Source organism: Cellulomonas sp. P5_C6 (genome assembly GCF_054049635.1).
This window is the reverse complement of sequence record NZ_JBFULZ010000044.1, coordinates 1-24,958: the sequence shown is the minus strand read 5'-3', so window position 1 is coordinate 24,958 and position 24,958 is coordinate 1. Positions and strand designations below refer to the sequence as shown.

21 protein-coding genes and 1 pseudogene are annotated in these 24,958 nt (G+C 72.7%); 12 read left to right on the top strand and 10 right to left on the bottom strand.

Features of this window, described 5'->3' with window-relative positions; translation table 11 throughout:
• Nucleotides 1–165 precede the first annotated feature (165 nt).
• Nucleotides 166–717 carry a DUF1684 domain-containing protein gene (locus ACXJKG_RS07470; protein WP_456845123.1) on the bottom strand — a complete coding sequence of 184 codons (552 nt, stop codon included), beginning with the start codon at nt 715–717 and terminating at the stop codon, nt 166–168.
• A gap of 146 nt (nt 718–863) precedes the next feature.
• On the opposite strand from ACXJKG_RS07470, the gene ACXJKG_RS07465 reads away from it, so the two are divergent.
• On the top strand, nt 864–1,811 hold the full coding sequence (locus tag ACXJKG_RS07465; protein ID WP_456845122.1) for an LLM class F420-dependent oxidoreductase: 948 nt from the start codon (nt 864–866) through the stop codon (nt 1,809–1,811).
• Here ACXJKG_RS07465 and ACXJKG_RS07460 read toward each other — a convergent pair.
• From ACXJKG_RS07460 to ACXJKG_RS07450, 3 genes are all read right to left on the bottom strand, one after another.
• The gene (locus tag ACXJKG_RS07460) at nt 1,808–3,058 is read right to left on the bottom strand and encodes a glycosyltransferase 87 family protein (protein ID WP_456845121.1); all 1,251 of its coding nucleotides are present in this window, start codon (nt 3,056–3,058) and stop codon (nt 1,808–1,810) included. The two genes, ACXJKG_RS07465 and ACXJKG_RS07460, sit on opposite strands and share 4 nt — an antisense overlap.
• A 160-nt stretch (nt 3,059–3,218) precedes the next feature.
• The gene (locus tag ACXJKG_RS07455; RefSeq protein ID WP_456845120.1) at nt 3,219–3,860 is read right to left on the bottom strand and encodes a LytR C-terminal domain-containing protein; all 642 of its coding nucleotides are present in this window, start codon (nt 3,858–3,860) and stop codon (nt 3,219–3,221) included.
• A complete protein-coding gene (locus ACXJKG_RS07450; protein WP_456845119.1) occupies nt 3,857–4,153 on the bottom strand; it encodes a type II toxin-antitoxin system VapB family antitoxin in 297 nt (98 codons plus the stop codon). Before ACXJKG_RS07450 ends, ACXJKG_RS07455 begins: the two co-directional genes overlap by 4 nt.
• A 340-nt stretch (nt 4,154–4,493) precedes the next feature.
• Between ACXJKG_RS07450 and kdpA the strand changes: the two genes are divergently transcribed.
• The 6 genes from kdpA (at nt 4,494) to ACXJKG_RS07420 (ending at nt 15,593) form a co-directional block, all read left to right on the top strand.
• Nucleotides 4,494–6,158 (top strand): potassium-transporting ATPase subunit KdpA, encoded by a 1,665-nt coding sequence (gene kdpA, locus ACXJKG_RS07445; protein ID WP_456845118.1) that lies wholly within the window; start codon nt 4,494–4,496, stop codon nt 6,156–6,158.
• The gene (gene kdpB, locus ACXJKG_RS07440; protein WP_456845117.1) at nt 6,155–8,251 is read left to right on the top strand and encodes a potassium-transporting ATPase subunit KdpB; all 2,097 of its coding nucleotides are present in this window, start codon (nt 6,155–6,157) and stop codon (nt 8,249–8,251) included. The genes kdpA and kdpB overlap by 4 nt, the downstream gene beginning before the upstream one ends.
• Nucleotides 8,251–8,907, top strand: a complete 657-nt coding sequence (gene kdpC / locus ACXJKG_RS07435) for a potassium-transporting ATPase subunit KdpC (RefSeq protein ID WP_456845116.1) — start codon at nt 8,251–8,253, stop codon at nt 8,905–8,907. Before kdpB ends, kdpC begins: the two co-directional genes overlap by 1 nt.
• Nucleotides 8,904–11,633 carry a DUF4118 domain-containing protein gene (locus ACXJKG_RS07430; RefSeq protein WP_456845115.1) on the top strand — a complete coding sequence of 910 codons (2,730 nt, stop codon included), beginning with the start codon at nt 8,904–8,906 and terminating at the stop codon, nt 11,631–11,633. The genes kdpC and ACXJKG_RS07430 overlap by 4 nt, the downstream gene beginning before the upstream one ends.
• The gene (locus ACXJKG_RS07425; RefSeq protein WP_456845114.1) at nt 11,630–12,319 is read left to right on the top strand and encodes a response regulator; all 690 of its coding nucleotides are present in this window, start codon (nt 11,630–11,632) and stop codon (nt 12,317–12,319) included. Before ACXJKG_RS07430 ends, ACXJKG_RS07425 begins: the two co-directional genes overlap by 4 nt.
• Nucleotides 12,320–12,881: 562 nt before the next feature.
• Nucleotides 12,882–15,593 carry a rhamnogalacturonan lyase gene (locus ACXJKG_RS07420; RefSeq protein WP_456845113.1) on the top strand — a complete coding sequence of 904 codons (2,712 nt, stop codon included), beginning with the start codon at nt 12,882–12,884 and terminating at the stop codon, nt 15,591–15,593.
• Nucleotides 15,594–15,666: 73 nt separating this feature from the next.
• Here the strand turns inward: ACXJKG_RS07420 and ACXJKG_RS07415 are convergent, their stop codons facing one another.
• Both ACXJKG_RS07415 and ACXJKG_RS07410 read right to left on the bottom strand, forming a co-directional pair.
• The gene (locus ACXJKG_RS07415; protein ID WP_456845112.1) at nt 15,667–16,746 is read right to left on the bottom strand and encodes a fatty acid desaturase family protein; all 1,080 of its coding nucleotides are present in this window, start codon (nt 16,744–16,746) and stop codon (nt 15,667–15,669) included.
• A gap of 136 nt (nt 16,747–16,882) precedes the next feature.
• Nucleotides 16,883–17,086: a cold-shock protein gene (locus ACXJKG_RS07410; protein ID WP_028049733.1), complete on the bottom strand. Its 204-nt coding sequence runs from the start codon at nt 17,084–17,086 to the stop codon at nt 16,883–16,885.
• Nucleotides 17,087–17,387: 301 nt separating this feature from the next.
• On the opposite strand from ACXJKG_RS07410, the gene ACXJKG_RS07405 reads away from it, so the two are divergent.
• On the top strand, nt 17,388–17,795 hold the full coding sequence (locus ACXJKG_RS07405) for a YchJ family protein (protein WP_456845111.1): 408 nt from the start codon (nt 17,388–17,390) through the stop codon (nt 17,793–17,795).
• Between the two features lie 9 nt (nt 17,796–17,804).
• On the opposite strand, the gene ACXJKG_RS07400 is transcribed toward ACXJKG_RS07405, so the two are convergent.
• The 3 genes from ACXJKG_RS07400 to ACXJKG_RS07390 all read right to left on the bottom strand — a co-directional run bounded on the left by ACXJKG_RS07400 (nt 17,805) and on the right by ACXJKG_RS07390 (nt 20,228).
• Complete coding sequence (locus ACXJKG_RS07400) at nt 17,805–18,371, bottom strand: TetR/AcrR family transcriptional regulator (protein ID WP_456845110.1); 567 nt, start codon at nt 18,369–18,371, stop codon at nt 17,805–17,807.
• A gap of 13 nt (nt 18,372–18,384) precedes the next feature.
• On the bottom strand, nt 18,385–19,608 hold the full coding sequence (locus ACXJKG_RS07395; protein ID WP_456845109.1) for an MFS transporter: 1,224 nt from the start codon (nt 19,606–19,608) through the stop codon (nt 18,385–18,387).
• Between the two features lie 182 nt (nt 19,609–19,790).
• Nucleotides 19,791–20,228 carry a hypothetical protein gene (locus tag ACXJKG_RS07390; protein ID WP_456845108.1) on the bottom strand — a complete coding sequence of 146 codons (438 nt, stop codon included), beginning with the start codon at nt 20,226–20,228 and terminating at the stop codon, nt 19,791–19,793.
• Nucleotides 20,229–20,277: 49 nt separating this feature from the next.
• Here ACXJKG_RS07390 and ACXJKG_RS07385 point away from each other — a divergent pair, with 49 nt between their 5' ends.
• The 4 genes from ACXJKG_RS07385 to ACXJKG_RS07370 all read left to right on the top strand — a co-directional run bounded on the left by ACXJKG_RS07385 (nt 20,278) and on the right by ACXJKG_RS07370 (nt 24,542).
• Complete coding sequence (locus ACXJKG_RS07385) at nt 20,278–21,798, top strand: ATP-dependent DNA ligase (RefSeq protein WP_456845107.1); 1,521 nt, start codon at nt 20,278–20,280, stop codon at nt 21,796–21,798.
• A 126-nt stretch (nt 21,799–21,924) separates the two neighbouring features.
• A complete protein-coding gene (locus ACXJKG_RS07380) occupies nt 21,925–22,233 on the top strand; it encodes a hypothetical protein (RefSeq protein WP_456845106.1) in 309 nt (102 codons plus the stop codon).
• Between the two features lie 70 nt (nt 22,234–22,303).
• Nucleotides 22,304–23,338, top strand: a complete 1,035-nt coding sequence (locus tag ACXJKG_RS07375; RefSeq protein WP_456845105.1) for a hypothetical protein — start codon at nt 22,304–22,306, stop codon at nt 23,336–23,338.
• Nucleotides 23,339–23,429: 91 nt separating this feature from the next.
• On the top strand, nt 23,430–24,542 hold the full coding sequence (locus ACXJKG_RS07370; RefSeq protein WP_456845104.1) for a hypothetical protein: 1,113 nt from the start codon (nt 23,430–23,432) through the stop codon (nt 24,540–24,542).
• A gap of 18 nt (nt 24,543–24,560) precedes the next feature.
• On the opposite strand, the pseudogene ACXJKG_RS07365 reads toward ACXJKG_RS07370, so the two are convergent.
• Nucleotides 24,561–24,958 (bottom strand): annotated as a pseudogene (locus ACXJKG_RS07365) (hypothetical protein); the annotation flags it as partial.

Below are 24,958 nucleotides of genomic sequence, written 5' to 3'. Positions count from 1 at the left end.
GGCCCTCGTCGGCAGCCCAGGGGGCCGCGAGGAACACCCGGCGCAGCCCCCGCTCCCCGCAGAACGCGACCAGCGCGGCGGGCTCGGCGGGGGCGTAGCCGCGGCCGCGGGCGTCGACGGAGGACGGGACGGGGTTGTCCCACGCCCACACCGACGTCAGGGCGCTCACGAGAACACGCGCTCGCCGACGGGGATCTCGACGGAGAGGGTGTTGGCGCGGGTGGCCAGGGGGCACACCCACGCCGGGTCGTAGGCGCACGACGGGTTGTAGGCGAAGTTGAGGTCGACCACCAGGCGGTCGCCGACCATGCCGAGGTCCGCGCCCTTGATGGTGTCCAGCAGGTAGCGGCCGCCGCCGTACGTGTCGGGCGCCGCGTCCTTGACGGGCACGAACAGCCCGCCCGCGTAGCCGCGCAGGACCCAGACCGCGAGGCTGCCGAGGTCGCCCACCTGCACGGTCCCGATGCGCTCGAACGGCACCACGCCGTCCGTACCGGTGCTGACGTCGAGCCGCTGGTGCGCGGCTGGGAGCACCTCGCACTCGAACCGGTACGCCGGGTCGTAGTGGGGGATGTCGAGCCCCTCGAACGAGGCCTTGGCGACGACGTCGAGCGGCGAGGCCGGGTGGTCCGCGAGCAGCTCGTCGCGCCGCTGCACCCAGACCGCGTGCGCCGTGGCGGGGTCGGACTGCGCGAGCCGGCGGACGTCGGCGTACATCTGGGCCACGCGGCGGCGCCAGTCCGCGACGGCGAACGGCTCCTCGGCGGGATGTCGGCCGGGCACGATCACGGGGAATCCAGAGGTCACCGGTCCACCGTCGCACGCCGTGCAGTCCGGCGGCACCCTGTGTGAGGGTTGTCCGCATGGAMCTGCGCATCTTCACCGAGCCCCAGCAGGGKGCTTCCTACGACGACCTGCTCGCGGTGGCCAAGGCCGCCGAGGACCTCGGCTTCGACGCCTTCTTCCGGTCCGACCACTACCTCAGCATGGGCGACGGCGACGGTCTGCCCGGCCCGACGGACGCCTGGACGACGCTCGCGGGGCTGGCGCGGGAGACCAGCCGCATCCGGCTGGGCACGCTGGTCTCGTCGGCCACCTTCCGGCACCCGGGCGTGCTCGCGATCCAGGTGGCGCAGGTGGACCAGATGTCCGGCGGCCGGGTCGAGCTGGGGCTGGGCGCCGGCTGGTTCGCGCAGGAGCACACCGCCTAYGGGATCCCGTTCCCGGAGAAGCGGTTCGACCTGCTGACCGAGCAGCTCGAGCTGATCACGGGCCTGTGGGGGACGCCGGTCGGCTCGCACTACGGGTTCGAGGGCTCGCACTACACGCTGACGAACTCGCCGGCGCTGCCCAAGCCCGTGCAGTTCTCGCCCCTGGACCCCACGAGGCCAGGGGTCCCGGTGATCGTCGGCGGCAGCGGCCCGAGGCGGACGCCGGCGCTCGCCGCCAAGTACGCGGCCGAGTTCAACATGTCGTTCCCCGCCCCCGCCGACGTCGAGGGCCGGGTGGCCACGGTCCGGGCGGCGTGCGACGAGGCCGGCCGGGACCCGTCGACCCTCACGTTCTCCGTGGCGCAGGTGCTGTGCGCCGGCCGCGACGATGCCGAGGTGGACCGGCGGGCGGCGGCGATCGGTCGTGACGTGTCCGAGGTGCGGGCCGTCGGCTTCGCGGGGACTCCGAGCGCCGTGGTCGACCGGATCGGCTCCTACCGCGAGCTCGGCATCACGCGCGTGTACCTGCAGGTGCTCGACCTGCACGACCTGGACCACCTGGAGCTCGTGGCGTCCGAGGTCGCCTCGCAGCTGGGCTAGACAGCGGGGGTCGCGCTGGTCACGCGCTCTTCGCGCGACACCGTCTCCGGGAGATCCTCCGGCGGCACGGGCCTGACCAGCGCGACCACCGTGTGCACCAGCAGGACGACGAGGGCGACGTTCCGGGCGGCCAGCGTGAACGTGACGCCCGGGCCGCCGTAGATCACCTMGCTGTACAGCCAGGGGAACACCACCTGCGTGGCGCCGGCGATGCCCGCCACCAGCCACGCGGTGAAGCGCCACCCCGGCAGCCGCAGCGCGAGCGCGACGGCGACGGGCGGTGCCAGCCACCCCATGTACTGCGGCGAGCCCACCTTGTTGAAGACGAGCATCGCGAGCGTGAGCAGCATCGCGCCGCGGACCAGCAGCTCGGTGCGTGCGATGCCGCCGGACCACATCCGCGAGCCCAGGTGCTCCCGGCGCCACCAGAGCAGCAGCGCGGACGCGCCGATGGCCAGGAAGAACAGGGCGCCCAGCACGTCGGCGACGCCCTGCGTCCCGGGCCCGTGGATCTCCCAGCTGACGATCGCCTGGTTGAGCACCCGCGTGATCGACGGCACCCAGAGGCCCGCGACCAGCCACGGCGTCGCGCCGGGCGCCTCGATCTGGAGCCCGCGCTGGTCCTGCTCGGTGAGGAACGACGCCACGTGCGCGAACCCGCCGAGCGCGGCCACGGTCCCGACCACGACGGCGCTGACGATCGCCGCCGGCACGACGACGCTGCGCCAGGGCCGCTTCACGGCGAAGAACAGGGCGATCAGCAGGGCGCCGGGCGCCACCTTGATCCAGGCGGCGGCCGTGAGCAGGGCGGACGTGATGCGGGGGTGCCGCAGCGCGATCGCGAGGGCGACGACGACCACGGGGGCGACGACGGCGTCGAGCCGGCCCATCGCGACCGGCCCCAGCAGCACCAGGAAGGCGAGCCACCACCAGGCGCCGTAGGTGGTCGGCGCGTCGTCGGGCCGGTCGGGCCGACGCACCCGGAGCAGCACCGCGAGCGCGATCCCGTCGAGGAGGGTGATCATCAACGACCACGCGGGCGCGTACCCGGACACGCCGCCGGTCCCGCCGACCGCCGCGACGAGCATGGGCACGATGGCCCCGGCCGGGTAGACCCACGAGCCCGAGAGCACGGGCCACTGGTCCCGGTAGATGCCGAGCCACATCCAGTACCGGTAGAGGTCGAGGTCCCAGAACGCCTGCTGGGGGATCAGCACCAGCCCGACGAGGGCGAGCCAGCCGTGCACGAGCGCGAAGGCGACCCAGACGGCCGTCGTGGAGTGCAGCAGTCGGCGGAGCAGCTGGACCTCCGGGGAGCGGGGCCCGCGACGAGGCCGACGAACAGGCAGGGCCTCAGGCTAGCCCGCGAGCCTGTCGGCGCACGCGTCCGGTCCCTGTGAGATCGGGTCAGCCGGCGGCGGGTGTGTCCGTCGGGGCGGGCGCGGCCGGTGCGGTCGGCGCGACGACCTGGTCGAACGGCGTGCAACCGGGCGGGGCGACCAGGGGCGCGGCGGGGTCGAGGACGACGGCCTCGACGGGCTTGAGCTCCGGGAACTGGCCGCCGAGGACCAGGTCGACGCTCGGGTCGGCGCGGGGGTCGAGGAACAGCACGGCGCCGTCCATCTGGGCCGCGAGCGTGTACGCCTGGGCCACGCCGGCGGTGCCGAAGACGATGCGCGCGATGCCGTCGTACGTGACGGAGAAGTTCTCGGTGGCGCCGATCACGAACCCGCGGTCCTTGAGCGCCGCCGCGGTCGCGCCCGCGAGCCCGACCCGGTTGGTCGCGTTGTAGACCTTGACGGTGACCTGGGCGTACGGCACGGGCAGCTGGCCGGCCGGGGGGCACGGGTACGGGTCCTGCGAGGCCGTCGGGCTGGGCTCGCTGGCGAACTCGCGCGCGAAGACCGGGAGGTTCAGGCTGCCGGTGAACACGGCCGCGGCGCCGAGCCCCGCCAGCGCCAGGACGGCGAGGAGCACGCCGAAGATCACGGCCTGCCGCTCGTGCATGTGCCGTCGACGGAGCTGACGACCGCGGTCGGCGTCGGTCACTTGATCACCAGCACCCGGGCGTGCAGCAGTGCGCGCTGGTGCAGGGCGGCCCGGACGGCCCGGTGCAGGCCGTCCTCGAGGTACATGACGCCGCGGTACTGCACCACGTGCGCGAACAGGTCGCCGTAGAACGTGGAGTCCTCGGCCAGCAGGGCATCGAGGTCGAGAGTGCGCTTCGTGGTGACCAGCTCGTCGAGCCGGACCTGGCGCGGCGGGACCTCGGCCCACTGCTTGGTCGTCTCCAAGCCGTGGTCCGGGTAGGGCCTGCCCTCGCCCACCGCCTTGAAGATCACGGACGGAGTCTAGGTGACCGGCAGTCCGCCCGTGCTCATCCTGCGGGTGGACTCATCGCGTCAGGAGTGGGCCTGCGGGCGTCAGGGTTCCGTCAAGACCGGCGATGGGGCTCCGCGGGCGGCGTAGACCAGCGGATGTCCTTCCTTCTCGTCGGAAAGAAAGTCACCGCCATGGCCGATCTGGCCTTCCTCGCGCTCACCGTCGGCTTCTTCGCCGCCGTCGCGCTCCTCGCCCGTCGGACGGACCGCTCATGAGCGGGTTCGACGTCGCCGGCCTCGTCGTCGCCGGCGCCCTGCTGGTGTACCTGGTGGTCCAGCTGCTGCGCTCGGACAAGGTCCGATGAGCGCCACCTGGATCGCGGTCGGCCAGGTCGGCATCGTCGTCCTGGTCCTCGCCGTCGCGCACCGGCCCCTCGGTGACTACCTGTACCGGACCATGTCCTCGACCCGGCACCTCGCGGTGGAGCGCGCCGGGTACCGGCTCATGCGCGTGGACCCCGACGCGGACCAGCGCTGGAGCACCTACCTGCTCTCGCTGCTCGGCTTCTCGCTCGCCTCGGTGCTCGTCCTGTTCGGGCTGGCGCGGCTGCAGGACAGGCTGCCCCTCGACATCGGCATGGCTCCGATGGACCCCGCGGGGGCGTGGAACGCGGCCGTCTCGTTCGTCACCAACACCAACTGGCAGTGGTTCTCCGGTGAGGCGGCCGCGGGCCACCTGCTGCAGATGGCCGGGTTCGCCGTGCAGAACTTCCTGTCCGCGGCCGTCGGCATCGCCGTCGTCGCGGCCCTGGCCCGGGGCTTCTCGCGGGCCGGCACCGACGGGCGGGTCGGCAACTTCTGGGCCGACCTCGTGCGCGCCACGGTGCGGGTCCTGCTCCCGCTCGCGTTCGTCGCGGCGCTGGCGCTGGTGGCCGCCGGCGTGATCCAGAACCTCGACGCCCACACGTCGATCAGCACGCTCGCCGGCGGCACGCAGTCGGTGCTCGGTGGCCCGGTGGCCTCGCAGGAGGCGATCAAGGAGCTGGGCACCAACGGCGGCGGCTTCTTCAACGCCAACTCGGCCCACCCGTTCGAGAACCCCACTCCGTGGACCAACGCCCTCGAGGTGGTGCTCCTGCTCCTCATCCCGTTCAGCATGCCGCGCATGTTCGGCCGGATGGTGGGGGACCGCCGGCAGGGCTGGGCGATCCTCGCGGCGATGTCGACCCTCTGGATCGCGGCCGTGGGCCTGCTGACCTGGGCCGAGATGGCTGGTCCGGGCCTCGTCCCGGCAGCCGCGGGCGGTGCCATGGAGGGCAAGGAGCTCCGGTTCGGTGAGGCGGCCTCGGCGCTGTTCGCCGCGTCGACGACCATGACCTCGACCGGGGCGGTCAACTCCCTGCACGACTCGCTGACCGCCCAGGGCGGCGGTGTCGCGCTCGTCGGGATGCTGCTCGGCGAGGTGTCACCCGGCGGCGTCGGCAGCGGGCTGTACGGGATGGTCGTGCTGATCATCGTGTCGGTGTTCCTGGCCGGACTGATGGTCGGGCGCACGCCCGAGTACCTGGGCAAGAAGATCGGCCAGCGGGAGATCACGCTGGTCGCCCTCTACGTGCTGGCCATGCCCGCCGTGGTCCTGATCGGGTCGGCGATCGCCATCTCCACCCCGGCCGGCCTGGCGGGTCAGCTGCAGGGCGGCCCGCACGGGCTGTCCGAGATCGTCTACGCGTTCGCGTCCGCCGGGAACAACAACGGCTCCGCGTTCGGCGGGCTGACCAGCGGCACGCCGTTCTACACCACGCTGCTCGGGCTGGCGATGCTGATCGGCCGGTTCGTGCCGATCGCGCTGGTCCTGGCCCTGGCGGGGCGGCTCGCGCGGCAGCGCAAGACGCCCGAGGGCGCCGGCACCCTGCCGACGCACACACCCCTGTTCGTCGGCCTGCTGGTGACCGTGACCCTCGTCGTGGTCGGCCTCACCTTCGTCCCCGTCCTGTCCCTCGGTCCCGTCGTGGAGTCCCTGTCATGAGCACCACCCTTCTCGAGAAGTCGACGGCCACGCCTCACAAGGTGCCCGCCGCCGCCTCGACGCTGTCCGGACGGCAGCTCCTCGCCGCGCTGCCCGGCGCCCTGCGCGGGCTGGACCCGCGCCGGATGTGGGACTCGCCGGTCATGTTCGTCGTCGAGGTGGGCGCCGCGTTCTCGACCGTCCTCGCTATCGCCGAGCCCAGCGCGTTCGCGTGGTCGATCGCCGTGTGGTTGTGGCTGACCGCGCTGTTCGCGACGCTCGCCGAGTCGGTGGCCGAAGGGCGCGGCAAGGCGCAGGCGGCGAGCCTGCGGGCCACGCAGCGCGAGACGACCGCCCGCAAGGTGGTCTCCGGCGACGACACCGTGCAGGTCGCGTCGTCCGCCCTCACGGTCGGCGACGTGGTGRTCGTCGTSGCSGGSGAGACCATCCCCGGCGACGGCGACGTSATCGAGGGCGTCGCGAGCGTCGACGAGTCCGCGATCACGGGCGAGTCSGCMCCGGTCATCCGCGAGTCCGGCGGCGACCGGTCGGCCGTCACCGGCGGCACCGTCGTGCTGTCGGACCGGATCGTCGTGCGCATCACCGCGCCGGCGGGCCACACCTTCGTCGACCGGATGATCGCGCTGGTGGAGGGCTCGGAGCGGCAGAGGACGCCGAACGAGGTCGCTCTCAACGTCCTGCTCACGACGCTGACGATCATCTTCCTGCTGGCCGTGGTGACCCTGCAGCCGTTCGCCGTCTACTCGGACGCCCCGCAGACGCTCATCGTGCTCGTCGCGCTGCTCGTCTGTCTCATCCCGACGACCATCGGCGCCCTCCTGTCGGCCATCGGCATCGCCGGCATGGACCGGCTGGTCCGGCGCAACGTGCTCGCGATGTCCGGTCGCGCGGTCGAGGCCGCCGGCGACGTCGACGTGCTGCTGCTGGACAAGACCGGGACCATCACGCTGGGCAACCGGCAGGCGGCGGATCTGCTGCCCGCCGCGGGCATCGACGCCGCGCTGCTCGCCGACGCCGCGCAGCTCTCCTCGATGGCCGACGAGACCCCGGAGGGACGCTCGGTCCTCGTGCTGGTCAAGGAGCGGTTCGGGCTGCGCGAGCGACCCGAGGGCGACCTCGTCGGCGCCGAGTTGGTCCCGTTCGCCGCCCGGACCCGCATGAGCGGGGTCGACCTGCCCGCCGCCGGCGACCGGCCGTCCCGGCAGGTGCGCAAGGGCGCCGCGGCCGCGGTCACCCACTGGGTGCGGACGACCGGGGGCCACGCCGGTCCCGACGTCGCCGCCACCGTCGATGCGATCTCGGCCTCGGGCGGCACGCCGCTGGTGGTCGCCGAGCAGCTGGGCGAYCAGCCGGCCCGCGTCCTCGGGGTGATCCACCTCAAGGACGTGGTCAAGGAGGGCATGCGCGAGCGGTTCGACGCCCTGCGCGCCATGGGCATCCGGACCGTCATGGTCACCGGCGACAACCCGCTCACGGCCAAGGCCATCGGCGCCGAGGCGGGGGTCGACGACGTCCTGGCCGAGGCCACCCCGGAGGACAAGCTCGCCCTCATCCGGCGCGAGCAGGAGGGCGGGCGGTTGGTCGCGATGTGCGGCGACGGCACCAACGACGCCCCCGCGCTCGCGCAGGCGGACGTCGGGGTCGCCATGAACACGGGTACGACCGCCGCGAAGGAGGCCGGCAACATGGTCGACCTCGACTCCAACCCGACCAAGCTGCTCGAGATCGTGGAGATCGGCAAGCAGCTGCTCATCACGCGCGGGGCCCTGACCACGTTCTCCGTGGCCAACGACGTCGCCAAGTACTTCGCGATCCTGCCGGCCATGTTCGTCGTCGCGTTCCCGCAGCTGGGCGTGCTCAACGTCATGCACCTGAGCAGCCCGCAGTCGGCCATCCTCTCGGCCGTCGTCTTCAACGCGCTGATCATCGTCGCGCTGCTGCCGCTGGCCCTGCGGGGCGTCCGGTACACCCCGTCGTCGGCGTCGGCCCTGCTCCGCCGCAACCTCCTCGTCTACGGGCTCGGCGGCGTCATCGCCCCGTTCCTCGGGATCAAGCTCATCGACCTGATCGTCACCGCCCTAGGGATGTCCTGATGACCGCCGCCGCACGCCCGCCGTACTCCGCAGGCTCCTCCACGGGCTCCGACACGCTCGCGTTCGCGCGGCAGACCTGGGCCGGGCTCCGGGTGCTCGTCGTGCTCACCGTCCTGCTCGGGTTCGCCTACCCGCTGGCCGTCACCGGGGTCTCGCAGCTGCTGATGCGCTGGCAGGCCGACGGGTCGCTGGTCTCGGCCACGGGCGAGCGGGTCACCGCGCGGGACGACGCCGTCGGCTCGCTGCTGATCGGGCAGGCGTTCGACGGGCCGCAGTGGTTCCACCCGCGGCCCTCGGCGGCCGGCGACGGGTACGACACGCTCGCCTCCGCGGGGTCCAACCTCGGCCCGCTCAACCCGGACCTGCTCGCCACCGTCGGGGAACGCCGCGCGGCGGTCGCCTCGCTCGAGGGCGTCGACCCCGCGGACGTCCCGGTGGACGCGATCACGGCGTCGGCCTCGGGCCTCGACCCCGACATCTCGCCGGCCTACGCGCGCCTGCAGGTCTCCCGGGTGGCCCGGGAGAACGGGCTGTCGGTCGACGCCGTCCAGCGCCTGGTCGACCAGACCACCGTCGGCCGTGACCTGGGGTTCCTCGGCGAGCCGAGGGTCGATGTGCTGCGGCTCAACCTCGGACTGCAGACAATGGGCTCGTGACCAGCGGCGAGGGACGTCCCAGGCGCGGTCGCCTCACCGTCTACCTCGGCGCGGCGCCAGGCGTCGGGAAGACGTACGCGATGCTCGACGAGGCCCACCGCCGCCTCGCCCGCGGCACGGACGTGGTGGTCGGGCTGGTCGAGGACCACGGCCGCGCCGCCACGGCCGCCCAGCTGGTGGGGCTCGAGGTGCTGCCGCGGCGGGAGCTGGTGCACCGCGACGTCACGTTCACCGAGCTCGACGTCGACGCCGTGCTGGCCCGGGCGCCCCAGGTCGTGATGATCGACGAGCTCGCGCACACCAACGTGCCCGGCAGCGTGCACGCCAAGCGGTGGCAGGACGTGCGCGACGTGCTCGACGCGGGCATCGACGTGGTCACGACCGTCAACGTGCAGCACCTGGAGTCGCTGAACGACGACGTCGAGGCCATCACGGGCATCCGGCAGCGCGAGACGGTGCCGGACCACGTGGTGCGCGACGCCGAGCAGATCCAGCTGGTCGACCTGGCGCCGGAGGCCCTGCGGCGGCGGCTCGCGCACGGCAACGTGTACCGGGCGGAGCAGATCGACGCGTCCCTCTCGCAGTACTTCCGCGTCGGCAACCTCACCGCCCTGCGCGAGCTCGCCCTGCTCTGGCTCGCGGACCGCGTGGACGACGCACTGGCCACCTACCGCCGGGACCACCGCATCGAGGCGCCCTGGCCGGCCCGCGAGCGGGTGGTCGTCGCGGTCACCGGCGGACCCGAGGCGGACACCCTGCTGCGTCGCGGGGCCCGGATCGCCCAGCGGGCCGCGGGGTCCGAGCTGCTCGCCGTGCACGTGCTGGCGACGGACGGACTGCCGAGCGCGCCGCCGGGAGCGATCGCGTCGCAACGCCGCCTGGTGGAGTCGCTGGGTGGCACGTTCCACACGGTCGTCGGCGAGGACGTGGGCAGCGCGGTGGTCGACTTCGCCCGCGGCGTCAACGCCACGATGATCGTCGTCGGGGTGTCCCGGCGGAGCCGCTGGCGCGAGGCGCTGGCCGAGGGCAACGGCACCGAGATCGCGCGGCTGGCGGGGACCATCGACGTCCACCTGGTCACGCACGAGAAGGCGCGCGGGGGCCGACGACGGCCGCGCCGCTCCGCCCTGTCCCGGACGCGCCGGGTCGCCGGGTGGGCCACCGCGCTGCTCGGCCCCGTGCTCCTCACCGTGCTGCTCAGCGCCCTGCGGGACGTGGTCAGCCTGCCGACCGAGCTGATGCTGTTCCTCGCGCTGACCGTGCTCGTCGCGCTCGTCGGCGGCCTCTGGCCCGCGATCGTCAGTGCGGTGGTCGGCTTCCTCCTGCTCAACTGGTTCTTCACCGTGCCGACCGGCCACCTGACCATCGACCAGCCGGAGAACGCGCTGGCCCTGGGCGTGTTCGTGCTGGTCGCCGCGGGGGTCGCGTCCGTCGTCGACCTCGCCGCCCGCCGCACCGCGGAGGCCTTCCGCGCGCGGGCCGAGGCGTCCGCGCTCGCGGCCGTCTCCCGGTCGGTGCTCACCGGCGAGGACACGGCGGCGGCCCTCGTCGCCCGGCTGCGCGAGACGTTCACGCTGTCGGCCGTCGCGCTCCTGTCGGCCCACGGCGCGGGCTGGGACGTGCTCGCGGCCGACGGCACGGACCCGGCGCTGCGGCCCGAGGACGCCGACGCCGTGCTGACCGTCGACGACCGCCGCGTGCTCGCCCTCACCGGCCGCGTGCTGCCGGCCAGCGACCGCCGCGTGCTCGAGGCGTTCGCGTCGCAGGTCGGCATCGTGCTGGAGCACGAACGGCTGCAGGCCCAGGCCGAGCAGGCCCGCGTGCTCGAGCAGGCCGACGCCACCCGGACCGCCCTGCTCGCCGCCGTCTCCCACGACCTGCGCACCCCGCTGGCCACCATCCGTGCCTCGGTCGACGGGCTCTCCCTCCAGCTCGACCCGGCCGACCGTGCCGCCCTCGTCCTCACGCTGGCCGAGTCCACCGCCCGGCTCGAACGGCTCATCGACAACCTGCTCGACCTGTCCCGGCTGCAGACGGGCAGCGTCCGCCCTGCGCTCCGCGAGACCAGCCTCGACGAGATCGTGCCGCTCGCCGTCGAGGGCTTCGCGCCCGGCGCCGTGGTGCTCGACGTGCCCGAGGAGCTGCCGTACGTGCTCACCGACCCGGGGCTGCTCGAGCGGGTCGTCGCGAACCTGGTGTCCAACGCGGTCCGGTACGCCTCCGCCGGCGGGCCGGTCCGGGTGAGTGCGGCGGTCGTCGGACGTGGGATGGTGCTGCGCGTGGCGGACGCGGGACCGGGGGTGCCGGACGAGCTCAAGGGCCGGCTGTTCGCGCCGTTCCAGCGCCTCGGCGACACCTCTGGCACCGGCCTCGGCCTCGGCCTCGCGGTCGCGGACGGCTTGGCGACGGCGGTCGGCGCGGAGCTCACGGCCGAGGACACGCCCGGCGGGGGGCTGACGATGCTGGTCACGGTTCCGTTGGCCGACGGTTCGGGGACGACCGCGCCCTCCTCGGCTCCGGCCGTCGACGACGGCGCGGCCGCCGACGCGGCCCCCGCTCCGGCGGCCCACGTGGCCCCTGCTCGGGACGCCGACGCGGCCCACGCTCCGGTCGCCGCCGCGGCCCCCGCCCCGACCGTCGACGCGGCCCCTGCTCCGGTCGCCGATGCGGACCACGCTCCGGCCGTCGACGCTCCGACCACGTCCGATCCCGGGCTCGTGCCGTGACCGGCAACCGCGTCCTGGTCGTCGACGACGAGCCCGGCCTCGCCCACGCCCTCGCGATCACCCTGCGCGCCTCGGGCTGGGACGTCGCCACGGCCGCCGACGGCGCGTCCGCCATCACGGCCGCCGCCTCCCGGACCCCCGACGTCGTCCTCCTCGACCTCGGCCTGCCCGACATGAGCGGCCTGGACGTGATCACCGCGATCCGGGGCTGGAGCCGGGTCCCGATCGTCGTCCTGTCCGCCCGTCAGCACGGCGAGGACAAGGTCGACGCCCTGGACGCCGGAGCCGACGACTACGTGACCAAGCCGTTCGCCATGAACGAGCTGCTCGCGCGGCTGCGGGCCGCCGTCCGGCGCTCGTCGGTGGCCGGCGACCCCTCCGAGGAGGCTGTCGTCGTCGCCGGCTCGCTCACGATCGACCTGGCGCGCTCCCGCGTGCTGCGCGACGGCGCCGAGGTGCGGCTGACCCCCACCGAGTGGTCGATGCTCGAGGTCCTGGTCCGCAACCGGGGCCGGCTCGTGAGTCGTCGCCAGCTGCTGCAGGACGTCTGGGGCCCCGGCTACTCCGACGAGACCCACTACCTGCGCGTCTACTCCGCCCAGCTCCGCCGCAAGCTCGAGGCCGACCCGGCCCACCCACGGCACATCCTCACGCAACCGGGCATGGGCTACGTCTTCGAGGTCTGAGTCCGCCCGGGCCGCCGACCGCTCGCCGCGCGGCCCCGACTGGCCGCGAGGCCCCGTGCCCCGGGTCGGGATCCTGAGAACGTCACTTCGTCACGAGGACGGCAGTTCAAAGTGACGTTCTCGCGGCTATGTGACGTTCTCGACGAGCGGTCGGTGCCAGTGTCCGGCGATCCGCGTCGAACTCGTCCGCACCCGCGCCCGGAGACACCGGCTCCGTCGCGCGGGGGATCGCGCCGCCGGGTCGTGAGTTTCCGACGAGATCGGCAGTTGCTACTACCGATCTCGGCCGAAACTCACGAGATCGCGCGGCGGGCTGCCGTCGCCGGCCCGGGGCTCCGAGGGTCACTGGATAGCGGTTTCCGTTGGCGGGAGCGCTCCCCTCGACGGAATCCGGCGAATGTCGCAGGACGGGTTGACTCGGGTGAACCACGCGATACGTTCGAGGTGGTCGGGGTCAATGGCGCCCCCGGCTTTCCTCATGTCGGGCACCTGGATCGGGCATGGGAGAAGCCTCACCGATTGAAAGGATTCAAGGATGAGTCTGATTCACCCACGAGGATCGATGCACAGGCGCCCGGCTCTGACCCGGGGCCGCACGCTCACCGCGATCGCCGGCTCGGTGGTGCTCGTCGGCACCCTGACCGCGACGCCGGCGACCGCTGCCCAGCAGGGCTCGGCGCCCACGGGCTCCGCCGCCAGCACAGCCGCCGCCGGCACAGCCACCGCCGGCACGGCCGCCACCAGCACGGCCGCCTCCCTCACCGGCACGACCCCGGCTGCGGCACCGGCATCGGCCCTGCAGCGCGGGGCGTCCCAGGGGCCCGACGGCCTCACGCTCGAGCGCCTCGACCGCGGGCTCGTCGCGGCCGTCACGGACGAGGGCGTCTTCCTCTCCTGGCGCCTGCTCGCCAGCGAGGTCACCGGCGCCACCGCGACGGGCATGACAGGCCCGGACTTTGCCGTCTACCGCGACGGCACCAAGCTCGGCACGGTCACCGACTCGACGAACTTCGTCGACCCGGCCGGCACGGCGACCTCCCGGTACCGGGTCGCGGCGGTGGTCGACGGGGTCGAGGCCGACGGCACCGACGCGACGCCGTGGGCGCAGCCGAGCCTCGACATCCCGCTGCACAAGCCCGCCGACGGGGTCACGCCCGTGGGCGAGTCGTACACGTACTCGGCCAACGACATGTCGGTCGGCGACGTCGACGGCGACGGGCAGTACGAGTACATCGTCAAGTGGGACCCGTCGAACTCGAAGGACGTGAGCCAGGTCGGGTACACCGGCAACGTCTACCTCGACGCGTACGAGCAGGACGGCACGCAGCTCTGGCGCATCGACCTGGGCGTGAACATCAGGGCCGGCGCGCACTACACGCAGTTCCCCGTCTACGACTACGACGGCGACGGCAAGGCCGAGCTTATGATCAAGACGGCCCCCGGCACCTCGATCACGCACTACGCCGCGGACGGCTCGGTGACCGGCCAGGAGTACGTCACCCTGCCCCAGCGCGACCGCGACGCCGGCGTCACCGACACGACCGACTACCGGCTCAGCAAGACCGGCTACTTCGAGCACCTGGTCAGCATGCTCGAGGGCTGGAGCACCCACCCGGAGGTCGTCGCGGGACACTGGCCGTCGACGGTCGAGGAGGCGCTCGGCATCGCGAAGCAGTACGCCTATCCGCTGAGCCACGAGGACGCGACGGCGCTGGCGAACTACTTCGTCGACGTCTACGCGCCCAGCCGCAGCACCCGCAACCAGCTGCGGAACTTCGAGGGGTTCATCGTCGACGGGCCGGAGTACCTCACGGTCTTCGAGGGGGCGACGGGCAAGGAGCTCCAGACGGTCGACTACAAGCCGGGCCGTGGCGATGACGGTCTGATGTGGGGCGACTACGCGATGGCCCGCATCGAGCCGGCCAACCGCGTCGACCGGTTCCTGGCCGGCGTCGCGTACCTCGACGGGGCGACGCCGTCGGCGATCTTCGCCCGTGGCTACTACACGCGCACGACGATCGTGGCCTACGACTGGGACGGGACCGCGCTCAAGGAGCGGTGGTACGTCGACTCGGGCCACGTGCCGATGACCAACCCGTTCAACGACAGCCCGCACGGCCGGGACGGCACCGACCCTGTCTACGGGAAGATCACCACGCAGGGCTTCCACTCGCTGTCGGCGGCGGACGTCGACGGGGACGGCAAGCAGGAGATCGTCTACGGCGGCGCGACGATCGACGACGACGGGTCCGTCCTGTACTCGTCGTTCGACACGCTCCCCGCCGGTTCGTCGGCACCCGGGACCGAGGCCCGCCTGGGCCACGGCGACGCGATCCACGTGACCGACATCGACCCGGACCGCCCGGGCCTGGAGATCTACACGTGCCACGAGGGCGCGACGGGTGCGCCGTACGGCATGGCCCTGCGCGACGCGAAGACCGGCGAGGTCCTGTTCGGCAAGTACTCCGGCGCCGACACGGGCCGCTCGATGATCGGCGACGTGCTGCCGGACGTGCGCGGGCTCGAGGTCTGGGCCAGCCTGCCCGGGGGCTCCGGCTCGCTGGGCCTCTACACGGCGACCGGGCAGTTCACGCCGGGCGCGATCCCCGGGACCAACATGAGCATCAAGTGGCTGCCGGACGGCACGACGCAGATCGTGAACGGTTCGGGCGACCAGGACGTCACCATCGACGACTGGACCCGCGGCCGCCAGCTCACGGCGACCGGCACCCGGGCCAACAACGGCACGAAGGGCAACCCGTCGCTGGTGGCGGACATCCTCGGCGACTCGCGCGAGGAGCTGCTGGTCCGCACGACGGACTCGTCGGCGATCCGCGTGTTCACCAGCACGGCCCTGAGCCACCGGAAGATGTACACGCTCATGCAGGACCCGCAGTACCGCGTCGAGGTCGCCCGCCAGCAGACGACCTACAACCAGCCGTCGGACGTGGGCTTCTACCTGGCCTCGGACACGGACTTCACGCAGGTGCCGGTGCCGTCGTACTACGCGCCCGGCAGCATCGACGCCCTGCGGGACGCGACCAAGGCGCAGATCGCGTCCGGTGCGATCACGGGCGTGGCGGTCGTGGGGCTGCTCGCGGCGATCGAGGTGGCCGACAAGGCGGCTGACCGCGGGAACGAGAAGGTCGCGGCGAAGTCGCTCGCCGCGTACGTCGGGCTGCTCACGCCGAAGACGCGGTTCTCGACCGTCTCCCCGGCCGCCCGGGCGGCTCTGGGGTACCAGGCGCAGCAGGTGATCTCGATGCTCAGCTGAGCCTGACGACCTGAGCACAGCAAAAGCCCCCGCCGTCCTGAGAAGGACGACGGGGGCTTTCGCTGTGCCGGGGTCAGACGCGGTAGAGCGCCGTCATCGGGCAGTTGAASGGGTCGCGGTCRGGCTTCCCSACSGTGTTCAGGTACTTSACGATGATCGCGTACGASCGCGGSAGCGAGACCTGGACGTAGGGGATGTTGTGCTCCCGGCAGTACGCCTCGACGATCGGCTTGGCGCGACGCAGGGACGGGCGGGGCATCGACGGGAACAGGTGGTGCTCGACCTGGTGGTTGAGCCCGCCCATGAGCACGTCGACCCACTTGCCGCCGCCGATGTTCCGGCTGGTCAGCACCTGGCGGCGCAGGAAGTCGAGGCGCGAGTCCTTGGGGATCAGCGGCATGCCCTTGTGGTTCGGGGCGAACGAGGCACCCATGTAGAACCCGAAGACGCCCATCTGCACGGCGAGGAACACGAGCGCGATCGGCCAGGACATCACGAGGAAGACCAGGGCGGCGCCGCCCACGAGGCGGATCGACATCATGACGATCTCGGCGGCGCGGTGGTCMAGCTTCTCCCGCGACGACAGGCGCTTGACGGCGGCGACGTGCAGCGCGACGCCTTCGAGCAGCAGGAGCGGGAAGAAGAACCAGCCCTGGTGGTTCAGGAACCAGATCGACAGCTTCGAGGTGCGCGTCGCGGCCTGCTCGGGCGTGAAGGAGAGGACCTCGAGGTCGATGTCGGGGTCGGCGTCGATCTTGTTCGGGTTGGCGTGGTGGCGCGTGTGCTTGCGCTGCCACCAGCCGTGGCTCAGGCCGACGAAGAGGTCGGCGAGCACGAGGGACGTCCAGTTGTTCGCGCGTCCGTCGGCGAAGATCTGCCGGTGCGCGGCGTCGTGGCCGAGGAAGGCGACCTGCGTGAGGATCACGGCGGCGGCGAAGGCGACCGCGATCTGCCACCAGGAGTCGCCGACCAGGATGATCGTGGCGATCAGGCCCAGCACGGCGAGCACGGCGGCGGAGAGCCGCACGGCGTAGTGCGCGGGGCGGCGCTTCATCAGGCCGGCGGCCTGGACGGTGCGGGTCAGCTCGGTGAAGTCGCTGACTGCTCGGTCGCGAGGTCGCGTGGGGGTGTCGGTAAGCGTCGGGGAGCTCATGGCGTCCGTCCTGTCGGTCGTGCAGTGCGCGGCGCGAGTGCGGTCGGTATGAGCGGGAGCGGAGGCGCCTGGTCGAGGATGCGACGAGACCCCGGCCGGTAGTCGGCCGGGGTCTCGTGCTCTGGAGCTAAGAAGCTCAGAGGGGCGTGATGTTCGACGCCTGCGGGCCCTTGGGGCCCTGCGTGACCTCGAACTGGACCTTCTGGTTCTCCTCGAGCGTGCGGTAGCCGCTCGTCGTGATGGCGCTGTAGTGCGCGAACACGTCCGGGCCGCCGTCCTCGGGGGCGATGAAGCCGAAGCCCTTCTCGGCGTTGAACCACTTCACGGTGCCAACAGGCATGATGTTCTCTTCTCTCACGTGCGGTATGGACAACTCCCGGATGACCGGGACCGGTATTCACGGTGTTCGTCGTCCGTCTCCGAGGTGGTCCTCGAGAACGTCCTGCCAGGGTCTCCCCGTGGCCGTCATGACAAGCGATGCACTGCGACTACAGGGACAACCGTACGGCACTATGGGCTGGACCGGAACGTACGAAGCGAATCGGTCTGCTCGGAACCCGCGGCGCGGAGGGTCCGGGCTGCCCCTGCGAGCCCCCGGAACTCTTGCTAGGTTCACGCGGACGACAGGGCGGGAGAAGCCGATGGACGACAACGACGACCGGTGTCCGTGCGGGTCCGGGGACTCGTTCGCCGACTGCTGCGGGCGCTACCTGGCCGAGGGGCGCATCGCTCCGACGGCCGAGGCGCTCATGCGCTCGCGCTACACGGGATTCGCGACGAACGCGGTGCACTACCTGCTCGCCACCTGGCACCCGAGCACCCGTCCCGACGAGCTCGACCTGGACGAGGACATGGTCTGGCGGCGGCTGGACGTGCTGCAGACGGACGCCGGTGGCCCCTGGGACGACGCCGGCACGGTCGAGTTCGTGGCGCACTACCGGCTCGACGACGGCTCCGCGATCGGGCAGCGCGGACGCCTGCACGAGACCAGCCGGTTCGTGCGCGAGGGCGGCCGCTGGCTGTACGTCGACGGGGGCATCGGCGCGTAGGTGCGCAGGTCAGCGCTGCGTCGCGGCGTCGATCAGCACGACCGCCGTGGCGCGGGCGGCCTGGGCTGCCTCGCGGTCGTGGTCCATGCGGGCGGAGATGCCGACGCCGTCGTAGAGCAGGTGCAGGCGCCGCGCCAGGAGGACGGGATCCGGCACCCCGTCGACCTTCGAGGCGAGGTCCGTCAGCAGCTCGCGGACCCAGCGCCGGTACGCCTCCGCCGCGTGGACGACTGCGCCGTCCGGGCGGGCCTCGGTGCTGGCCGCCGCGAACGCGCACCCGCGGTACGTGGGCTCGTGGACCATCTCGTCCAGGGCCTCGAACACCGCGAGGAGCCGGTCGGTCGGGTCGGTGCAGCCCTCGACGTGGCGCGCGATCCGGGTGGCGATGCGGGTGTGCCGGGACTCGAGGTACGCCGTGACCAGCTCGTCCTTGCTGCCGAAGGTGTTGTACAGCGACGCCTTGGCGACGCCGGCCTGCTCGATGACGCGGTCGATGCCGACCGTCTGCACGCCCTCGGCGTAGAACAGCTCGTTCGCGGCGTCCAGAAGTCGCTCGCGCGCACTGGTCCTGGTCATCGCTCTCTCCCTCTCAGACAGGTCTGTCTACTGTACGTCGCAGCAGCCCCGCGAGGGCCACCAGCGCGAACGCGATCACGGCGACGCCGTATCCCTGCGCGGTCACCTGCAGCCCGCCGTCGTGGACGACCGCGATGCCGGCGATCACGGCCGGCAACCCCATGCCGAGGTACGACACGACGTACAGCAGCGACAGCACGCCGGCCCGCTCGTGCGGCAGCGTCTGCGGCACGACCAGGCGGATCGCCCCCTGGAACCCGCTGCCGAAGCCGAYGCCCGCGATCGCGGTGCCGACGAAGAACAGGACGGGTGCCAGCAGGCCGATCGCCACCAGGACGACGGCGAGGCCGACGACGAGGGTCGCGATGCCGACGAGCAGCACGTCCCGGGCGGGCTTGTCGCGCAGCACGACGACCGTGACGGCCGCGGTGCCGGCGAGCACGAACAGCCCCAGCCCCGCGAACATCGCCGAGCTCGACCCGACGAGCGTCGCGACCAGCGCGGGGCCGAGCGAGCCGTAGAAGCCCGGGAGCGCCCAGACGGCGAACAGCACCGGGAGTGCGACGGCGGCCGGTCGACGGACGCTGCGGGGGAGCGCGACGGTCGGCCGGAGGCTGGCGACGGCACCCGGTTCCGGCGTCACCGTCTCGGGCATCAGCAGGACGCCGACCGACTGYAGCGCGAGGACCACCAGCAGCGCCAGGAAGATCAGGTGGGTCGGTGCGGGCAGCAGGGCGACGACGAACGAGGCGACGAGCGCACCGAGGGCGGTCCCCATCGCCGGCACGGCCGCGTTGGCCAGGGTGCCGCGGACGCGGTCGATGTCCAGCATGCCGGCGCCGATCGCCGCGACGGCCGCGCCGGTCGACAACCCCTGGACCACGCGCGCCAGCAGCAGCATCGGGACGCCGTCCGCCGTCGTGAAGATCACCAGCGCGACGGCCTGCAGCGCGAGCGCGCCGAGCAGCACGGGCCGGCGGCCGACATGGTCGGACAACCGCCCGAGGACGAGGAGCGAGGTCAGCACCGCGATCGCGTACGTGCCGAAGACGACGGTCGTCGTCGTGGCGGAGAAGCCCCACTCCGACTGGTAGATCGCGTAGAGCGGGGTCGGGGCGCTCGAGGCGCCGAGGAACGCGAGGACGATCGAGGCCAGGAGGGCGAAGGACACCCGCGGTGACAGGCGCCAGGTCCGGGTGCGGGTGATCGTGGTCGGTCGTTCGGCGAGCTGGGTCACGAGGGACTCCGTTGGGTAGACCGGTCTGTCTAATACCTCGGGAAGAGTAGACAGATCTGTCTGCTGGCGTCAACCGTTGCGGAGGCTCGTGCCGTGCAGCGATGTTCGCGTCGACGACCTCGCGTCGGGCGTCGACGTGCGCGGGCTGAACCGGCCGGTGAGCGAACGGCTGTTGTAGGCCGTCAGGACCAGATGCGTCGCTCGCCCGGCTCGAGGCCCATGCCCGTGTAGGTGACGGTCTTGCGGATGAGGCCCTTGCGCACGTACGGGGCGACAACAGCGAGGGCGGGTCCGCCGTCGCGGTGCTCGACCTCGACGCGGACGGCGTCCGCCCCGTCCGACAGGATGTCGGCGACGAAGCCGAAGGCCCGATGGTCCGCACGCTCCTGCGCCGCTCCGGCGTAGAGGTGAGCCAGGACAGCCAGTGACTCGGGCCGCTCGCCCAGCCCGGGATCGCCGGCCGCCAGGGCGAGGGCGCCGTCGTTGTCGAGGGTGATGACGAAGGGAAAGAACTCCCCGTTCTTGGCGAGGAGGTCCTGGGCGGCATCCAGCGCGGCCCCCACGACGCCGTCGAGATCGTCCTGGACGTCGGCCGGTGTGGTGTCGCGCCAGCTGGTCATGGACGCAGGCTACGGGCGGGTGTCGGAGCGGAGCGGCAAGATGCGGGACATGCGCCTCGCCGAGATCGCCGCGACCTCCACGGCCCTCGCGACCACCCGGTCGCGGTTGGCCAAGCGGGCTCTGCTGGTCGACGTGCTGCGCAGGACGCCGCCCGAGGACGTCGCGGTCGTGTCCCGGTACCTCGGTGGGCAGCTGCGCCAGCGGCGGACGGGCCTGGGCTGGCGGTCGATGACGTCGCTGCCGGAGCCCGCGGACGAGCCCACGCTGACGGTCGAGGGGGTCGACGCCACGTTCGAGGCGATGTCCCGGCTGGCCGGGCCCGGTTCGGGAACCGCACGGTCCACGGCCGCCGCCGGGCTCTTCGCTGCGGCGACCGCCGACGAGCAGCGGCTCCTGCGGGGACTCGTCACCGGCGAGCTGCGCCAGGGGTCGTTGGACGCGCTGCTGCTGGATGCCGTCGCGGAGGCCGCCGGGGTGTCGCCCGATGCGGTGCGCCGGGCGGCGATGCTCGCGGGCGACACCGAGCCGGTCGCGGTCGCGGCGCTGACGTCGGCGGACCCGGAACGGGCACTCGCCGAGTTCGCGCTGGTGGTCGGCAGGCCCGTGCGTCCGATGCTGGCGCAGTCCGCTCCGGACGTCGACAGCGCGTGGGCAAGCCTCGCGCCCGGACCGGTCGTCGTGGACTCGAAGCTCGACGGCATCCGGATCCAGGTGCACCGGCAGGGACCGGAGGTGCGGGTGTTCACGCGGAGCCTCGACGACATCACGTCCCGCGTGCCGGAGATCGTCGCGACGGTCCTGGCGATGCCCTCGACCGACCTGGTGCTCGACGGTGAAGCGCTGGCGGTCGGTCCCGACGGGCGGCCGCGTCCGTTCCAGGAGACGGCGTCACGCTCGGCGACCCGAGACGCCGAGGTCGGCGCGGCGGTCACGCTGACCCCGTTCTTCTTCGACTGCCTGCACGTCGACGGTGTCGACCTGCTCGACGCGCCGCTGCTGCGCCGGCTCGAGGCGCTCGACGCGGTCGCCGGGTCGTCGGTGGTGGACCGGCTGGTCACGTCCGATCCCGGGGCCGCCCGCGACTACTTCGCGGAGGTGGTCCGCGCCGGCCAGGAGGGCGTCGTCGTCAAGGCCGCCGGCGCGCCCTACGAGGCCGGTCGCCGTGGCGCGGGATGGATCAAGGTGAAACCGCGGAACACCCTCGACCTCGTCGTCCTGGCCGTTGAGTGGGGGTCGGGCCGACGCAAGGGGCTGCTGTCCAACATCCACCTCGGCGCCCGCGACGGGGACGGGTTCGTCATGCTCGGCAAGACGTTCAAGGGGATGACCGACGAGATGCTGCGCTGGCAGACCGAACGGTTCACGGCGCTCGCGACCTCGCCGCTCGACGGCTGGGTGGTCGAGCTGCGCCCGGAGCAGGTGGTGGAGATCGCGTTCGACGGGCTGCAGCGGTCCACGCGGTACCCGGGCGGTCTGGCGCTGCGGTTCGCGCGGGTGGTGCGGTACCGCGAGGACAAGACCGCGGCCGAGGCGGACACGATCGACACGGTGCGGGCGTTGGCCGAGTGACCGGGCGCAGAGGCGGGACGGCCCGGACCTACGATCGGCGCGTGGAACCGACCCTTGAGCAGATCGCCGTGCTCGCGGACTCCAGGTTCGCCGCCGCGCAGGCGCCGACGACGGTCGCTGGCTGACGTGTTCCGTCGCCGGGTCGGCTGGAGCCTTGCCGATGCCGCCGAGCGCCACGCGGCCGCGCCCGACACCTTCCGGGTCCCCACCGACGAGGCCCTGGCAGCCGTGCAGGCGGGCGACCGGGTCAAGGTGATCGTGGTGCCGCAGCAGGGTCTCGAGGAGCGGATGTGGGTGGTGCTCGAGCAGGTCGGGGAGGTGGAGCTCGAGGCTCGGCTGCACAGCGAGCCGGTCGAGCTGCGGGGGCTGCACGCGGGGGACCCGGTGGTGCTGGAGCGGCGGCACGTCGTCGCGATCGGCCGTCGGGGCGCCTGACGGCGTGGCGTCCGGCTGAACCTGTCGCCACCCGCTCCCCACGCGGCAGGCCCGCCCCTAGCCTCGGGCCGTGGAACCTGCCGCCCCGCCCGAGTCGCTCGTCTGGCTGACGTGCACCACCGGGCCGTCGTACGTGCGCCGGGCCGTCGACGCGCAGTGGCGTCGCCTGCTGGTCCGCCCGCGGATGGTCGTGGCGGAGGTGTTCGTCGGGCTGCTGCTGGTGCTCGCGCTGGTCGCTCCCGAGGTCCGCAGCACCGCGTTCGTGGTCGCGGCGGTTCTCGTCGGCGGGGTGGTGCTGGCGTACGTCGGCGCGTTGGTCCGCTCGCGGCGCCGCGTCCCGCCGGGCACGCAGCTCAAGATCGCGCTCGACGGGGACCGGCTCGTCGCCGAGGGGGCGCGCGGGACCTCGTCGGTCCGGCTCGCGGCCTTTCGACGCGTGATCGCGGGTCGGCACGTGGTGCTGCTGGAGAACCGCACCAACGCCTACCTCGTCGCGTATCCGCGCGAGCTCTTCCCGGACGACGTGCTCGAGGATCTCCGCAGGCGCATCGACGGGGCTCCGCAGGCGGCGCCCTCGGCACCGGTGGGGCTCCCGCGTCCGAGTGCCGTGGCGACGTACACGACGGGTCCCGGCTACGTCGACCGGGTGGTGCGGGCCTACGTGAGCGAGGTCGCGTTCGCGCCCCGGCGCGTCACCGTCCAGGTGGTGATGGCCGTCGGGCTGTTCGTGGCCGGCGTCGTGGTCGCCGGCGGCGGGACGGGCGGTGTGGTCGCCGGCCTCGTCTACGTCGGTCTCGGCGCGTCCGCGGTGGCGTGGTCGATGCGGCGTCAGCGCAACCGGTTCGCCCGCGTGCTGGCGGGCCAGGTCCCGGTGGGGTCGACCTTCCGAGCTGCCCTCCTGCCGGACGGCGTCTGGGTCGAGGGCCCGGCCGTGACGGGGGAGACGAGCTACGCGGCGTACCGGTCGATCTCCGTCCGCGACGAGCTGGTGTTCCTGCGGGCCCGCGACACGCCCCTGTACTGGATCTACCCCGCGCAGATCTTCCCCGGGGCGAACCTCGACCTGCTCAGGCAGAGGGTCGGGTCGGCTACCTCGGCCCGGTAGCTCTCGTCCGCGACGGCGTGACTCCCGCGCGTCCGGCTGAACCTGTGCCGACGCGCCGACCGGGCGGTCGGCTCGGCCCTACCCTCGGCCCGTGGAACCCGCTGCGCCACCCGAACCCCTCGTCTGGCTGACGTGCACGACCGACGCGAGGTACGTGCCGCGAGTGGTCAACGCGCAGTGGCGATGCATGCTCAGCCGGCCCCTCGTGATCGTGATCGAGCTCGTCCTCGTCGCGATGGTGGTGGCGGGTGTCGTCGGCGGCGACAGCGGTGCCGATCCCCTGGTCATCGCGCCGTTCGTCGTGCTCGTGGTCGGCTTCCCCGCGGTGTTCGTCCTGCTCATGCTGGCCGCCTACGTCTACGGGCGGGTGAGCGCCGCCCGGTCGTTCCCACCGGGCACGCGGATCAGCGCGGCCCTCGGTCCGGACAGCCTCGTCACCGAGGGGCCGCTGGGGAGGACCTCGGTCCGTCTCGGGACGTACCGCCGAGTGAGCGTGCGCCGACACCTCGTCGCGCTGGAGAACCGGAAGACGAAGGTCCTCACCGTGTACCCGCGGGAGCTGTTCCCTGAGGCCTTCCTCGACGAGCTGGTGGAGCGGATCCGGGTCGCGACACCGGTCGCCGCGGACGAGCCCGCCGACGCGACGCCGGACGCCGCTGCGCTCGCGCCGCCGACCGGGACGACGTGGTTCCGGACGGACCCGGGCTTCGTCGCTCGGATGGCGACCGCCTACTTCGGTGAGGTGACCGTCTCGCCGGCTCGCATCGGCATGCTCGCCGCGATCGTCGGCGGGGCGTCCGTGCTGGTCGTCGTCATCACCGGTGGCGAGGCGGACAGCGTCGTCGGCGGCCTCGTCGTCGCCGGACTCCTCTCGTTGCTCATGGTGTGGAGCACGTGGAGACGGCACGTCACGGTCACCCGGCAGCTGACGCGGCAGATCCCGGTCGGATTCGTCTATCGCGCCGCGCTCGGTCCGCACACGCTGTGGCTCGACGGCCCCGGCGGGACGGCCGAGACGAGGCTGTTCGCGTACCGTGCGGTCTCGGTCCGCGGCGAGTTCGTGTTCCTGCGGGCCCGACGGGGCGGCAGCTACACGATCCTGCCGATCCAGCTGTTCCCCGGCGGCCTGCTGAGCGGCCTGCGAGACGGGGTCGTCGCCGCAGGGTCGACGACGTCGGCCCGGATGCCCTCGTCGGCCCCGTAGTGGGACGGAGCGCGGCCGCTAGTCGACCGTCCCGAACGAGCGGCGGCCGTACTCGAGCCAGACGACGAGGTAGACCAGCCCGGTGACCACGCCCACCACGGCGGTCACCGCCGGATTCCCGCCCGCGGCCTCGGCGACGAGCGCGCCGAGCGTGCCCGCGACGAGGGCGTTCACGACGTTGACGAACATGGCCGTGCTGCCGGCCACGTGGCTGAACGTCGAGCGTGGCAGCCCCATCGTGTAGGTGCGCATCAGGCCGGCGCGATCCTCTTGCCACGACGTCATGAGGTAGTCGGCGACCTCGGGGTCGAGAGCGATGTAGCCCGCGCGGAGCCGGTTCATCCCGAGGATCAGGGCGCTGTCGTCGTGGCTCGCGTTCATCACGCGCACCCCGGTCAGCGTGCCCAGGATCAGGG